At 72.5% G+C, this 12,426-nt stretch carries 16 protein-coding genes; 9 read left to right on the forward strand and 7 right to left on the reverse strand.

What is annotated here, in order from left to right; all coding sequences use genetic code 11:
- Positions 1 to 19: 19 nt before the first annotated feature.
- The gene (locus tag B085_RS0133270) at positions 20 to 394 is read right to left on the reverse strand and encodes a cupin domain-containing protein (protein WP_018562930.1); all 375 of its coding nucleotides are present in this window, start codon (positions 392 to 394) and stop codon (positions 20 to 22) included.
- A 90-nt stretch (positions 395 to 484) separates the two neighbouring features.
- Between B085_RS0133270 and B085_RS0133275 the strand changes: the two genes are divergently transcribed.
- The 4 genes from B085_RS0133275 to B085_RS0133290 all read left to right on the forward strand — a co-directional run bounded on the left by B085_RS0133275 (position 485) and on the right by B085_RS0133290 (position 3,087).
- The gene (locus B085_RS0133275; RefSeq protein ID WP_018562931.1) at positions 485 to 931 is read left to right on the forward strand and encodes a MarR family winged helix-turn-helix transcriptional regulator; all 447 of its coding nucleotides are present in this window, start codon (positions 485 to 487) and stop codon (positions 929 to 931) included.
- Positions 925 to 1,578: a hypothetical protein gene (locus B085_RS0133280; RefSeq protein ID WP_018562932.1), complete on the forward strand. Its 654-nt coding sequence runs from the start codon at positions 925 to 927 to the stop codon at positions 1,576 to 1,578. Before B085_RS0133275 ends, B085_RS0133280 begins: the two co-directional genes overlap by 7 nt.
- The gene (locus tag B085_RS0133285) at positions 1,575 to 2,573 is read left to right on the forward strand and encodes a nucleotidyl transferase AbiEii/AbiGii toxin family protein (RefSeq protein ID WP_018562933.1); all 999 of its coding nucleotides are present in this window, start codon (positions 1,575 to 1,577) and stop codon (positions 2,571 to 2,573) included. Before B085_RS0133280 ends, B085_RS0133285 begins: the two co-directional genes overlap by 4 nt.
- A gap of 151 nt (positions 2,574 to 2,724) precedes the next feature.
- Positions 2,725 to 3,087 (forward strand): UBP-type zinc finger domain-containing protein, encoded by a 363-nt coding sequence (locus B085_RS0133290; protein WP_018562934.1) that lies wholly within the window; start codon positions 2,725 to 2,727, stop codon positions 3,085 to 3,087.
- A gap of 19 nt (positions 3,088 to 3,106) precedes the next feature.
- Here the strand turns inward: B085_RS0133290 and B085_RS0133295 are convergent, their stop codons facing one another.
- The 3 genes from B085_RS0133295 to fdhD form a co-directional block, all read right to left on the reverse strand.
- Complete coding sequence (locus B085_RS0133295; protein ID WP_018562935.1) at positions 3,107 to 3,955, reverse strand: thioesterase family protein; 849 nt, start codon at positions 3,953 to 3,955, stop codon at positions 3,107 to 3,109.
- 2 nt (positions 3,956 to 3,957) lie between these two features.
- Positions 3,958 to 4,548, reverse strand: a complete 591-nt coding sequence (locus tag B085_RS0133300; RefSeq protein ID WP_018562936.1) for a TetR/AcrR family transcriptional regulator — start codon at positions 4,546 to 4,548, stop codon at positions 3,958 to 3,960.
- Positions 4,549 to 4,683: 135 nt separating this feature from the next.
- A complete protein-coding gene (fdhD, locus tag B085_RS0133305) occupies positions 4,684 to 5,535 on the reverse strand; it encodes a formate dehydrogenase accessory sulfurtransferase FdhD (RefSeq protein ID WP_018562937.1) in 852 nt (283 codons plus the stop codon).
- Positions 5,536 to 5,878: 343 nt separating this feature from the next.
- Here fdhD and B085_RS0133310 point away from each other — a divergent pair, with 343 nt between their 5' ends.
- The 3 genes from B085_RS0133310 (at position 5,879) to B085_RS0133320 (ending at position 8,338) form a co-directional block, all read left to right on the forward strand.
- On the forward strand, positions 5,879 to 6,523 hold the full coding sequence (locus B085_RS0133310) for a hypothetical protein (RefSeq protein WP_018562938.1): 645 nt from the start codon (positions 5,879 to 5,881) through the stop codon (positions 6,521 to 6,523).
- 54 nt (positions 6,524 to 6,577) lie between these two features.
- On the forward strand, positions 6,578 to 7,537 hold the full coding sequence (locus B085_RS0133315; RefSeq protein WP_018562939.1) for a rhomboid family intramembrane serine protease: 960 nt from the start codon (positions 6,578 to 6,580) through the stop codon (positions 7,535 to 7,537).
- 120 nt (positions 7,538 to 7,657) lie between these two features.
- On the forward strand, positions 7,658 to 8,338 hold the full coding sequence (locus B085_RS0133320) for a GntR family transcriptional regulator (protein WP_018562940.1): 681 nt from the start codon (positions 7,658 to 7,660) through the stop codon (positions 8,336 to 8,338).
- A 36-nt stretch (positions 8,339 to 8,374) separates the two neighbouring features.
- Here B085_RS0133320 and B085_RS0133325 read toward each other — a convergent pair whose 3' ends face one another.
- Positions 8,375 to 8,890, reverse strand: coding sequence for a VOC family protein (locus tag B085_RS0133325; RefSeq protein WP_018562941.1), 516 nt, complete (start codon positions 8,888 to 8,890; stop codon positions 8,375 to 8,377).
- A gap of 70 nt (positions 8,891 to 8,960) precedes the next feature.
- Here B085_RS0133325 and B085_RS0133330 point away from each other — a divergent pair, with 70 nt between their 5' ends.
- Positions 8,961 to 9,599 (forward strand): LysE family translocator, encoded by a 639-nt coding sequence (locus tag B085_RS0133330; protein WP_018562942.1) that lies wholly within the window; start codon positions 8,961 to 8,963, stop codon positions 9,597 to 9,599.
- 28 nt (positions 9,600 to 9,627) lie between these two features.
- Entirely contained in the window at positions 9,628 to 9,945 is a 318-nt protein-coding gene (locus B085_RS0133335) for a chorismate mutase (protein ID WP_018562943.1), read from the forward strand.
- Positions 9,946 to 10,114: 169 nt separating this feature from the next.
- Here B085_RS0133335 and B085_RS0133340 read toward each other — a convergent pair whose 3' ends face one another.
- Together B085_RS0133340 and B085_RS0133350 are read right to left on the reverse strand one after the other, a co-directional pair.
- Positions 10,115 to 11,509: an OFA family MFS transporter gene (locus tag B085_RS0133340; protein ID WP_026251706.1), complete on the reverse strand. Its 1,395-nt coding sequence runs from the start codon at positions 11,507 to 11,509 to the stop codon at positions 10,115 to 10,117.
- A gap of 285 nt (positions 11,510 to 11,794) precedes the next feature.
- A partial coding sequence (locus tag B085_RS0133350; RefSeq protein ID WP_018562945.1) for a CoA transferase occupies positions 11,795 to 12,426 on the reverse strand: 632 nt, incomplete at its 5' end.

Below are 12,426 nucleotides of genomic sequence, written 5' to 3' on the forward strand. Positions count from 1 at the left end.
CGCGAGGTGCCCGGCGGGGTCAGCGGGCCCAGGGCGGGCTGATCCGCGACCCGTCGGCGAGCACCGCCTCCAGGCCGACGCCCGTGGTCACCCAGACGGATGCGGGGCCGTCGCCGGGGTTCTCCAGGGCCAGGCGCGAGCCGGCGGGCGCCGTGGCGACGTCGCCGGGGGACAGGTCGTGGGTCTCGCCGTCGATGGTCAGGCGCGGGCTGCCGGACAGGACGAGGAAGACCTCCTCGCGGCTGATGGTGTGCGCGGGACCGGCGGTCCCGGCCGGCACCTCGCCGCGCCACGCGCACAGTTCGGTGCTGCCGGTGGCGGTGCGGGCGTACGAGACGAAGCGGACGCCGTGCAGATCGTGGACGACGGCGTCGGAAGAGCGGACGACGGGCATGCGGGCTCCTGTTCCCTGATGGGCAAGCAACTTGAGCAAGTTGCTTGCCCATATGCTCAAGCTCCTTGCGCACTGTGTCAAGGTGGCCCCATGAAGGACGAAGAGGCCATGGCCCTGGGCGTCAACCTGCTCGCCGCCGCCGGAGCCCTCACCGCCGCCATCCACGACGGCGTCCTCGCGCGCGGCTTCGACGACCTCCGGCCCGCCCACGGCTTCGCCTTCGCCCGGATGGCGGCGGGCGGCGTGACCGTCACCGAACTCGCCGTACACCTCGGGGTGACCCGCCAGGCGGCCGGGCAACTCGTCGACGAACTCGAGGCCAAGGGCTACGCCGAACGCCGCCCCCACCCGGACGACGCCCGGGCCCGGCTGGTCGTCCTCACCGACCGCGGCCGCGCCTGCACCCGCGCCGCCGAGCAGGCGGCCGCCGACGCCGTACGCCCCTGGGCCGGCGTGCTCGGCGAGGACCGGCTGCGCGCCCTCACCGCGGACCTCGGGCGGCTCGCCCCGGGCGGCCCGGTCCGGCCGACGTGGTAGGCGGCACCCCGGCGGTGGACTTCACCGGCGACTTCGAGACCCACTTCACGCTGCGCGCCCCCGGGCCCGGGGAGGAGGAGCGGATACGCCGCTGGGCGGAGCGCAACGGCCTCAAGTACACGCGCATCGTGCTGGACCGGGGCGCCACCCCCGACCAGCCCATGCTGACGCTGCGCGGCCGCGGCGCCCTCCCCGGGCAGCGCGCCGCCGCCGAGCGGTGGACGGGACGGCTGCGCGCCGAGGGGATCGGCGTCGCACGCGTGAAGATCGAGGCCGCGCCCTGGAACACCGGCGTCCCCCGCACCGGCCCGGAGGTCCGCGCCCTGCCGCCCGGGACCTACTTCGAGCACCACGTGAAGCTCGTCCTCACCGACCGGGCCCGCCTGGACGAGGTCCGGGCGATCGCCGGACGGCACGCCGCCCATGTCTCCCGCAACGCCCGCCGCGACCTCGGCGACCGCGGCCACGAACGCTTCGTCACCCAGCGCTGCCGCGACGTCGGCCGCCCCGAGGCGCGCCGACGGCTCGACGACCTGCTCACGGACCTCGCCGGGGCGGGCTTCACGGCGGTGGAGGTCGAGGAGGAGTTCGTCGTGCACGACGACACGCCCTCCCTCGACGACGGCTGGATCGACGAGGCGCGGTGAGCGCCGCCGCGCCACGGGACCGTTCGGCCGTCGCCCGGCGCGCCGTCCTCGACCATCTGCTGGGCCTCGTCGCGCGGTCCCCGCTGGCCGAGTACCTCGTGCTGCGCGGGAGCATGGTGATGCCCGCCTGGGTCGGCGCCGCCGCCCGCGAACCGGGCGACCTCGACTGGATCGTCCGGCCCTCCCTGGCGGTGCCCATCGAGCCGCTCCACCCGTACCCGTACGTCGACGAATGGGCCACCGTGCAGCAGTGGCCGGAGGCCGCCGACGGCGCCGCCCGCCCCGAGATCTGGACGGACGAGGAGTTCGGCACCGGCGGGCAGCGGGTCCACGTCCCGCCCGAGGGCCTGCACTGGATCGTCGACCCCGAACCCGACGGCTCCGACGGTCTCGGCGGCCCGCCCGGCCGACTGCTCGAACTGGTCCGGGCCCACCCCGACGCGGCCCCCGGCATACGCCTCGACGCGAAGGCGGCCCGGGACGACGGCAGTTGGACCTACGCGGAGTACGACACGCCCGGCGTGCGCCTCGTCATCCCCTGGCACGCGGACGGCTTGCCACCCGGCGAGGTGAGCCTGGACTTCGCCCGCGACGAACGGCTCCCCGAGCCGCCCGTCCTGACCGCCGTGCCGCGCGGCGACGGGGGGCCCGCGACCGTGGTGCTCACCGCGAGCCGCGAACTCTCCCTCGCCTGGAAGCTGCTGTGGCTGCGGGCCGACGCCGCCGCCGAGGGCCGCGCCCAGGGCAAGGACCTCTACGACGCGGTCCTCCTCGCCGAGGCGCCCGGCACCGCCCTCACCCACCGCCTGCTGCGCCGGGTGATGAGCCGCGAGCCCGGCCACCCGGCATCGGCGCCCCGGCTCACCGAGGTCACCCCGCACTCCGTCGACTGGGACACCTTCCGCGCGGCCCACCCCCACGTCACGGGCACGGCCGCGGAGTGGCTCGCCCGTCTGTCGCGAGCGCTGGACGGCGCCCTGGCGGACGGTCGCTGACGCGCCGCACCGCCGCGCGAAGCGGTGGGCGCGGCGCCGGACGGGGCGCCGGATGCCACCGAGGGAGCCGTCCCGCTTGACCCGGTGGCGGCAGGTGAGGGCGGTTAGCATGCCAGGAGAACGTGATCGCGGTTAAGGAGGCGGGTCCACCATGGCGGACGACATCACGATCCCCGGCATCGACCCCGCGGCCCGGCCGAGCGGCGACGGGTGCGCCGACTGCGGCGCCGGCCAGGGGCCGGGCTGGTGGCTGCACCTGCGCCGCTGCGCGCAGTGCGGGCACATCGGCTGCTGCGACTCCTCGCCCTCCCAGCACGCGACGCGGCACGCGCAGGAGGAGGGCCACCCGTTCATCACCAGCTACGAGCCCGGTGAGAACTGGTACTGGAACGTCGAGACCGAGGAGTACTACGACGGCCCCGCACTGACCCCGCCGAACTCCCGCCCCGAGGGCCAGCCCTCCCCGGGCCCCGCGGGCAAGGTCCCCGAGGACTGGCAGGCGCAGCTGCACTGACGGCGGCGTCCGGGGGCCGCTACGCGGTGCCTTCCGGCATCCGCACCCGGGCCAGCTGACGGGACTGCGCCACGAGGCGGCCCGCCGAGTCCCAGACCTCGGCGTCCTCCTCCATGTAGCCGTCCGCGAAGTTGCGGGTGGAGTGCTTCAGCCGCAGCCATCCCGGCTCCGGCCTGGCCCGCACGTGCGCGGTCAGCTCCAGCGTCGGCGCCCAGCCCGGTATCCCCAGGTCGAAGCTGACCGGCGGCAGGCTGTCCACGGCGAGCAGCAGCATCAGCGGGTCCGGCTCGCGGCCGTCGGGCATCCGCAGCCAGCCCTGCACGATGCCGCGGCCCGAGGGGGCGCCGACCGCCCAGCCGACGGTGTCCGGGTCCAGACGCAGCTCGATGCGCTCCAGCATGGGGGAGTTCTTCAGGAACTCCGGGGGTGCCGCCTCGGTCCCGACGCAGTCCTGCGGCGGCGGCATCTGCGGGGGAGTGGCGGAGGTGCGTACGTCGCCCGCGTGGTCGTGGCCGTCGAGGTCCCCGTAGGTCGCTATCGCCCGCAGCCGCTCCTCGCCGTCCTGCACGAGGGACACCATCCCGGTGGATACGGTGCGGCCGCGGCGCAGCGTCTCCGTGCGGGCGGTCACTGGGCCCGGGAGGGACGTCGACAGGTAGTAGGCACTGATCGAGAACGGATCGCGGTGCCCCTGTCCGCCGCCGCCCAGTTCCCCGGCGAGGGCCCGGCCGGCGAGGGCGAGCAGCAGCCCGCCGTTGACGCCCATGCCGATCCGCCAGCCCTCGTGGAGCTCGGCGTCGTAGACCGAGGGCTCGCCCGGACGTGCCGTGACGGCGGTCTCGCGGTCGAATCCGTACTTCTCGTGCATCGTCAGTGTTCCTTGAGGTCGAACGAGGTGAAGAGCGCGTCGAGCGCGTCGTCGATGGACGCGGCGCCGGTGCCCAGGGCCAGCGAGCCCCACAGCCACAGCTGCGCCACACCGTGCAGCCCGGACCACACGGCGCCGGTGAGCGCCCGGGTGTCCGCCCCGGGCCGCCAGCCCTCCGCCTGCGCGGCGCGCACGAGCACGAGGAGGTGGTCGTCGAAGGCCGACATGCCGGCCCGGCCGAGTTCCCTGTCCCGGGCGTCCAGCAGGTCGTGCCGGAACATCAGGGTGAACATCGCCGGCCGCTCCAGCGCGTACGCCACGTAGCCACGGGAGCCGGCCCGCAGCCGTGCGGCCGCCGAGGCCCCCTCGGGGCACTCCCGTACGGCCGCCCCGGCGCGGGCGCCCAGTTCGCGGAACCCCACGGTGGCGACGGCGGACAGCAGCGCCGCCCGGTGCGGGAAGTGCTTCAGCGGCGCTCCGTGCGACACCTCGGCGCGGCGTGCGATGGCCCGCAGGGTCAGCCCCTCGACGCCTTCGTCGTCCAGGACGGCGAGGGCGGCGTCGAGCAGGCGCGCGCGGGGGGCGGTGGTCACGGTGGACAGTGTCCACTCCGAGGTGGACAGTGTCTACCTCGGGTCGTCCCGTCCCCGGTTACGGCGGGACCGGCCGACGCAGGGGGCGCTACCTCGCCGGCCGGTCCTGCACGCGTGTACGCGTGCTGGGAGGGGTCAGACCCGCCCGGCCGCAGGCGCGGGCAGGGCGATCCGCTCTTCGCCCGCGTACACGTTCATGGAGGTGCCCCGCAGGAAACCGACGAGGGTCAGTCCGGACTCGCCGGCGAGGTCGACGGCGAGGGAGGACGGGGCCGATACGGCGGCGAGGACCGGGATGCCGGCCATCACGGCCTTCTGGGCCAGTTCGAAGGAGGCCCGCCCGGAGACCATGAGGATCTTCCCGGCCAGCGGCAGAAGGTCCTGCTGGAGGGCGCGGCCCACGAGCTTGTCCACGGCGTTGTGGCGGCCGACGTCCTCGCGTACGTCGAGCAGTTCGCCCTCGCCCGTGAAGAGCGCGGCCGCGTGCAGGCCGCCGGTCCGGTCGAAGACCCGCTGCGCGGCGCGCAGCCGGTCGGGGAGCGCGGACAGCAACCCGGGTTCGAGCCGCAGCGGCGAGGGGTCGGCGATGGGCCAGCGCGCCGTGGTGCGCACGGCGTCGAGGCTGGCCTTGCCGCACAGGCCGCAGGAGGACGTCGTGTAGACGTTGCGCTCCAGCGTGATGTCGGGGACGGGGACGCCGGGAGCGAGGCGCACGTCGACGACGTTGTAGGTGTTCGACCCGTCGACGGTCGCGCCCGCGCAGTACACGATGTTCGCCAGCTCGTCCGCGCCGCCGAGCACGCCCTCGCTGACCAGGAATCCCGCGGCGAGCGCGAAGTCGTCGCCGGGGGTGCGCATGGTGATCGCGAGTGGCTTGCCGTTGAGCCGGATCTCCAGCGGTTCCTCGGCGACCAGGGTGTCCGCCCGGTGGTCGACCGCTCCGTCCCTGATCCTCAGTACCCGACGCCGTTCGGTGACCCGTCCCATGTCGATCAGTCCCGGTTCTGTACGTGCTGGAAGCCGCATAGGCCCTTGATACAGAGGTTGCCACGGGTGACCGCGCCGTAGTGCGGCGAGGCCGCCTCGACGAGTCCGCCGGTCCGGGCCGCCAGCCCCGGACGAATACTGTGTACAGTATTCGTCTCCTTGGGGTCAAGGGGTCGTAAAAGCGGTCCCCGCCGCGATCCGGTCACCGGCGGGCAGACGGGAGTTGGGCGGGGGTTCCGCGGGGGTTCCACGGGAGTGCGGAACCGATGGCGGTGAACGCCCGCCGGCAGCCGCGCAATAGCATCGGCCCACGGCGAACGCCGGACGGGTGGGGAGGTACGCGGTGGCCGGGAAGGTGTTCGCGCCGGGGCGGGGGGCGTGGTGGCGCGTCGGGCTCCCGCTCGTCGCCGCGGCGCTGCTGGTCGTCCATCTGGCCGGCGAGAACAGTCCGCGACGGGAGGCGGCGGCGGTGTCCCGCCCGGGGGGGTGCGGCAAGGGCGCGGCGCGGCAGGTCGGCGAGCCGGGCGTGTCGCGGGACCTGGCGATCGGGAGCTACGGCTCGGACAACCTCCCCCGGATGCGGGGAAAGCCGACCTTCAAGGTGCGCCTCACCGTGTCCCCGGGACCGGACCGGCACACGCTGGCGCTGCGGACCCCGCTGACGGGCGCGGTCACCGTGCAGGTGCACGCCGGACGCGGCGGCGGCCTCCTCGCCGGCGCCCGCGGCCTCACCGCGCGGATCGACGAGCCGATGTACGAGGCCGGCCGGGCCCCTCCCGCGACCGGCACCGTCCGCGTGACGGAGGACGACTTCCTGCACCTCGTCGTCGAACTCCCGGACGCCGCCGTCTGTCCGGGGGTGACCATGGGCGACCTCGTCTCCCGGGACCCCGGCGGGAACGACGCCGCCGACCTGACGGTGGTCACCGTCGTCCTCGTCGACCGGGCCTCCGGTGTCCGCATGGAGGCGCAGACCGGCATGGTTTGACGCACTGCGCCCGAGCTGGGTACAAACGTGCGACTCCACCGTCCCGTACGCCACATGGGGGGCCTCGCGCTCGTGAGCACCACGGACACCGACCAGGGCACCGAGCCGCCGGTCACCACCTGCTACCGGCATCCCAAGCGCGAGACGTATGTGCGCTGCACCCGCTGCGACCGGTTCATATGCCCGGACTGCATGCGTGAGGCGGCGGTCGGCCACCACTGCCCGGAGTGCGTGAAGGAGGGCGGCAGGAGCGTCCGCGAGGCGCGCACCGTCTTCGGCGGCCGGGTGGCGACCTCGGGTGTGCCCGTGGTGACGCAGATCCTGATCGCCCTCAACATCGCCGCCTATCTCGGCGAACTGGTCCGCTCCGACCTCGTGGCGCGCTTCAGCGCCCTGGGCCAGGGGCTGTTGGGCCCCGACGGCGCGGCGTACGTGTATGACGGCGCGGTGTACCCCGGCTTCGAGGCCGTGGGCATCGCCCACGGCGAGTGGTACCGGCTCATCACCTCGGCCTTCCTCCACCAGCCGCCGGGCCAGGGCACCTTCGGGATCCTGCACATCCTGTTCAACATGTACTCGCTGTGGACCCTCGGCCCGGCCGTCGAGGCCCAGTTGGGGCGGATCCGCTTCGTCTCGCTGTACCTGCTGTCCGCCCTCGGCGGCTCCGTGCTGGTGTACCTGATCGCCCCGCAGCAGGGTGCTGTCGGCGCCTCGGGCGCGGTCTTCGGGCTGGGCGCCGCCTACTTCGTCCTCAGCAAGCGTCTGCGCAACGACCCGATCGGCGGGCGGCAGCTCCTGATCGGCCTGCTGGTCTGGATGGCCGTCTCCGCCGCGGTCACGTCCTGGCAGAGCCATCTCGGCGGCCTGCTCACCGGAGGCGCGCTCGGGCTCGTCCTGGCCCACGCGCCCCGCAGGCACCGCGGAGTGTGGCAGGCGGCGGGGATGGCCGTGACGCTGCTGGTGCTGGTGACCCTGGTCGTCCTGAAGACCTCACAGCTCACCGGCACCGCATAGCGGGGGCGCCGAGCCGGAGGTGTGAAGCGGGTCACGATCGGGCCCGGTGCCCACGCCCGCGCTTGGCGCGCGTAGACTGTAGACGAAAGCCAATCATCCCCGGGAAAGGTTGGGGCGTAGATGCTGTCCAGCGGGCTGTCGCAGGGATCCGTGCCTAAGCTCCAGCGTCCGGGGCCCCTGCGCGAGCAGGTGTACGAAGCGCTGCTCGAGCTGATCATCACCCGCTCGCTCACCCCCGGGCAGCATCTGGTGGAGACCGAACTCGCCGGGCACCTCGGGGTGTCCCGCCAGCCCGTGCGCGAGGCCCTGCAGCGGCTCAACACCGAGGGGTGGGTGGACCTCCGCCCCGCCCAGGGGGCCTTCGTCCACGAGCCCACCGACGAGGAGGCCGACCAACTCCTGGTCGTCCGCGCCCTGCTGGAGACGGAGGCGGCCCGCCTCGCCGCGGCCAACGCCACCTCCAAGGGCCTGGAGCGCCTCGAGGAGCTGTGCGAGGCGGGCGAGGCGGCCGTGACCGCCGACGACGTCGACGCGGTCGTCGCGGCCAACGCCGCCCTCCACACCTGCGTCATGGAACTCGCCGGGAACGCGGTGCTCGCCGAACTCGCCCGGCAGGTCGAGCGGCGGGTGCGCTGGTACTACACCCCGGTCGCCCGGCAGCGCGGCATGCAGTCCTGGGTCGAGCACCGCGAGCTGATCGCCGCCATCGCCGAACGCGACGGCGAGCGGGCCCAGCAGGTCATGCGCGTGCACACCGAGCACACCAGGACCTCGTACCACCAGCGGTCCCACGAGGACTGACCGCGCCCCCGGCCCGCCCCGCCGGGCCCCGGCGGCTCAGAACAGCGGCTTGCCGTCGAACCGGCCGAGATCCTCCCGGTACAGCTCAACGTTGACCCCGTTGGGGTCGCGGATGTAAAGGCTGTCCTCCACGCCACGGTCCGGCCCGAGGTACTCCGTCCCGGTCTCGTCCATCCGGCGCTTCGCCTCCGTGAACTGCTCGGCGGTCACCGACAGCGCCAGGTGCTGCAGCCCGCCGATCGTCTCGTGCTGATCGGGGTGGTCGTGGCCGGGGAAGTCGAAGAACCCCAGCAGGTTGCCGTGGCCGATGTCGAAGAAGAAGTGGCTGGAGCCCGCGTAGTCCCGGTTCTCCACCAGCTCCACCAGCGGGAAGCCCAGGAACTCCTGGTAGAAGCGGATGGTCTCCTCTACGTCCCGGCAGATGAACGCGACGTGGTGCACCCCCGCCGCCCTCGTCGCCGGTCGCGCCGCGGGCTCGTGCAGATACCTCCCGCGAAGCTCCTCCCGCCGTGCCCGTACGGCCTCCAGCTGCTCGCCCTGCGGCTCACCCATGATCGATCCCGCCTCTCGTACCCGCGCTTAATGCGGTGCGCGGGAAGTTATACCCGATTAGCCTCCGGGCATGGTGCCCTTCGACCGGCTCGTGGCATTCGCCCTGGTATCGCTGGTGCTCGTGGTGATCCCCGGCCCCAGTGTCCTCTTCGTCATCGGCCGCGCGCTCGCCCACGGGCGCCGCGTCGCGCTGACCTCCGTCGCCGGCAACACGCTCGGCTCGTACGTCCTGGTGGTCGCGGTCGCCCTCGGCGTCGGCCCGGTCGTGGAGCGCTCGGCGCTGCTGTTCGCCGCCCTCAAACTGGCCGGTGCGGCCTACCTGGTGTACCTGGGCGTCAAGGCGCTGCGGCACCGCGGGGACCTGGCCATGGCGTCGGGGGACGCGGGGGCCGCGCGCGGCGCGCTGCGCACGCTCGGCGAGGGCTTCACGGTCGGGGTCTCGAACCCCAAGACGATGGTCTTCTACGCGGCGGTGCTGCCGCAGTTCGTCGACCGCGCGGCCGGTCACGTCACCCTGCAGATGCTGCTGCTCGGCCTGGTCTTCAACGCGATCGCCCTCGTCTCGGACAGCGCCATGGGCCTCGCCGCGGCCGCGGCCCGTTCGTGGTTCGCCCGTTCCCCCCGCCGCCTCTCGCTGGTCGGCGGCGCGGGAGGCCTCGCGATGATCGGCCTCGGTGTGACCGTCGCCGCGACGGGACGTACCGACTGATCGCTGTCCCGCTGGTTAGGCTGGTCGGATGGACGACGGACACGCGGACGACACGGCCGCCCTGAAGCGGCTGCGCCACCTGCGCGGCAGCATCGACAACCTGGACGCGGCCCTGGTGCACCTCCTCGCGGAGCGCTTCAAGGCCACCCAGCAGGTGGGCGAGCTGAAGGCGGCGCACAACATGCCGCCCGCCGATCCGGGGCGCGAGGCGGAGCAGATCGAGCGGCTGCGGCGGATGGCCGAGGAGGCGCACCTCGACCCGGCCTTCGCGGAGAAGTTCCTGAAGTTCATCGTGGAAGAGGTCATCCGGCACCACAAGGCGATCGCCGCCGACCGCTCGGGCTGAGCGCCGCGTGGGCCCCTGCCGTGGAGTTCCACGGCCGGGGCCCACGTCACACCGGCACCGTTCCTAGGACGCGGGGGTGGTCCCGGGACGCCGCGGCGGACGGGAGGAACACCCGGTCGCCGGGCACGAGGTGCGGTACCGGAGCCCCGGGTGCTCTCCGGTGGTCACGTCAGATCGCCTCCCTGCTGGTGGGCTGGGTGTTGGGCGTGATGTCCTTCTTCCTCGGCCGTCCCGGCGGGGTGAGGAAGAGGGCGACGAAGCCGGCGAACAACGAGATCGAACCCGCGAGGGTGAACGCCCCGCTGTGGCCCCAGTGGCTGACGACGAAGGCACCCATGCCGGAGCCGAGCAGACCCGAGACCAGCTTGGAGCTGTAGACCAGGCCGTAGTTGGACGCGTTGTTGTTCTCACCGAAGTAGTCGGCCGTCATCGCCGCGAACATCGGGAAGATCGCGCCGCCGCCGAACCCGGAGATGGACGAGAAGATCAGGAACAGCGGAAGGTTCTTGATCTCCGCCGACCACAGGATGCCGTACTGCGCGAGACCGAGGACGAGGCAGACGAAGATCAGGCACTGCTTGCGCCCGTACCGGTCGGACAGCCAGCCGATGACGCCGCGGCCCGTGCCGTTGACGATCGCCTTCAGGGACATGGCCGTGGCCACGATCCCGCCGGCGAAGCCCGCCTCCTCACCGATGTCGACCTGGAAGGCGATGCCGAAGATGTTCACGCCCGAGGTGCACAGCAGGCAGAACCACATCAGCGCGACCCGGCCGGTCCGCCATGCCTCGGCGGGGGTGTACTGCCGTACGGCCGGCGGGTTCTTCTCCATGGCACGCCGGGCCCGCGGGTCGTCCGGCACCTTCAGCGGGTCGACGTCGGCGGGCCACCAGTTCTTCGGCGGGTCCTTGAAGAAGTAGCCGGCCACCGCGACGGTCGCCGCGAGGAAGACACCGACCGAGACCAGCACCCAGCGGAAGTTGGTCAGGTCCATGTAGCCGGTGAAGAGGAAGACGAACGGCACCGAGCCGTAGGCGAAACCGCCGTTGACGAAGCCGGTCTTGCCCCCCTTCCGCTCCGGGTACCACTTGCCGACCATGTTCACGCAGGTCGCGTACACCATGCCGGCGCCCATGCCGCTGAACATGCCGAAGCCGATGTACGCGACGATCACGTGCGGTGCGTACGCCAGCGACAGATAGCCCAGGAAGGTGCCCAGGGCGCCGCACATCATCGCGTAGCGCGCCGGCAGCTTCCCGGACTCACGGAGCTTGCCCGCCGGGAAGGCCACCGCGGCCTGGAAGAACACCCAGACCCCGAGCATCCAGAAGATGTGCAGACTGCTCCACGAATGCGCGGTGTGGAGCGTGTCCTCGGCGGACGCGAACGCGTACTCCGCCGAGCTGATGCCCATCATGCCTACCCACGGCAGGATGACCATCCACTTGCGCTTCCGGCCCATGATGTCCAGGTCGGTCTCGCCGACGCGGAACACCCGGCCGTTGTGGTCGGTCACCTCTCGATAGGTGACGGGTCGTTGGGACGTCGATGTCGTTGACGCCATTGTCATGATTCCCCTGCCTCGAAAGAGTCTGGCCAGCGCCCCCTGGCTGGGGCCGGCACGGGACGGTCTCCGTGGAGACCGTCCCGTGCCGGCCCCCGTGCTCTTTTCGTGCTCCGCGGCGGGTCCGGACCGCGTGGTTGACGCGGCCCGGTCCCGTCACGGGTGGTGCCTCGGTCAGGGCAGCCCCGCTGCCCCGGCCCACCGGTGGACGGTGCCTGGCACCGCCACCGGTTGCTCTGTGGTGTGCGACCGCACGTTCTCGCGCCGCATGGTGTCCGCCATCGCTCAGATCACCCCGTCGGTCCGCAACCCGGTCAGCTCCTCGGCGGAGAGACCCAGTTCGGTGGTGTAGATGTCGTGGTTGTGTTCGCCGAGGAGGGGTGAGCGGTGGATGGTGGTGGGTGAGTCGGAGAGTTTGAGGGGGTTTCCGACGGTGGTGTAGGTGCCGCGTTCGGGGTGGTCGACCTCGACGACGATCTCGTTGGCCTTGAGGCTTTCGTCGTTGATGATCTCTTTGGTGGACAGGATGGGTCCGCATGGGATGTTGTGGCGGTTGAGTTCTTCGAGGACCTGCCATTTGGGCAGGGTGGTGGTCCATTCCTCGATGAGCTGGAACATTTTGGCGAGTTTGGGCAGCCTGGCTTCGGGGGTGGCCCATTCGGGGTCGTCGGCGAGTTCGGGGTGGCCGATGAGTTGGGCCAGGGGTTGCCAGCCGACGGGTTGCACGATGACATAGACGTAGTCGTTGGGGCCGCCGGGGGCGCATTTGACCGCCCAGCCGGGTTGGCCGCCGCCGGAGGCGTTGCCGGAGCGGGGGACTTCGTCGGTGAAGGTCTCGTTGGGGTATTCGGCCAGTGGTCCGTGGGTCAGGCGTTGCTGGTCGCGGAGTTTGACGCGGCACAGGTTGAGGACGGCGT

It is taken from the genome of Streptomyces sp. BoleA5 (assembly GCF_000373665.1).
Lineage (GTDB): Bacteria > Actinomycetota > Actinomycetes > Streptomycetales > Streptomycetaceae > Actinacidiphila.

Coding starts and splice junctions, on each gene's coding strand:
- B085_RS0133340 (WP_026251706.1), bottom strand. CDS start 11,509: ATGGCGTCAACGACATCGACGTCCCAACGACCCGTCACCTATCGAGAG.
- B085_RS0133270 (WP_018562930.1), bottom strand. CDS start 394: ATGCCCGTCGTCCGCTCTTCCGACGCCGTCGTCCACGATCTGCACGGC.
- B085_RS0133320 (WP_018562940.1), top strand. CDS start 7,658: ATGCTGTCCAGCGGGCTGTCGCAGGGATCCGTGCCTAAGCTCCAGCGT.
- B085_RS0133290 (WP_018562934.1), top strand. CDS start 2,725: ATGGCGGACGACATCACGATCCCCGGCATCGACCCCGCGGCCCGGCCG.
- B085_RS0133325 (WP_018562941.1), bottom strand. CDS start 8,890: ATGGGTGAGCCGCAGGGCGAGCAGCTGGAGGCCGTACGGGCACGGCGG.
- B085_RS0133275 (WP_018562931.1), top strand. CDS start 485: ATGAAGGACGAAGAGGCCATGGCCCTGGGCGTCAACCTGCTCGCCGCC.
- B085_RS0133335 (WP_018562943.1), top strand. CDS start 9,628: ATGGACGACGGACACGCGGACGACACGGCCGCCCTGAAGCGGCTGCGC.
- B085_RS0133295 (WP_018562935.1), bottom strand. CDS start 3,955: ATGCACGAGAAGTACGGATTCGACCGCGAGACCGCCGTCACGGCACGT.
- B085_RS0133315 (WP_018562939.1), top strand. CDS start 6,578: ATGGGGGGCCTCGCGCTCGTGAGCACCACGGACACCGACCAGGGCACC.
- B085_RS0133330 (WP_018562942.1), top strand. CDS start 8,961: ATGGTGCCCTTCGACCGGCTCGTGGCATTCGCCCTGGTATCGCTGGTG.
- fdhD (WP_018562937.1), bottom strand. CDS start 5,535: ATGGGACGGGTCACCGAACGGCGTCGGGTACTGAGGATCAGGGACGGA.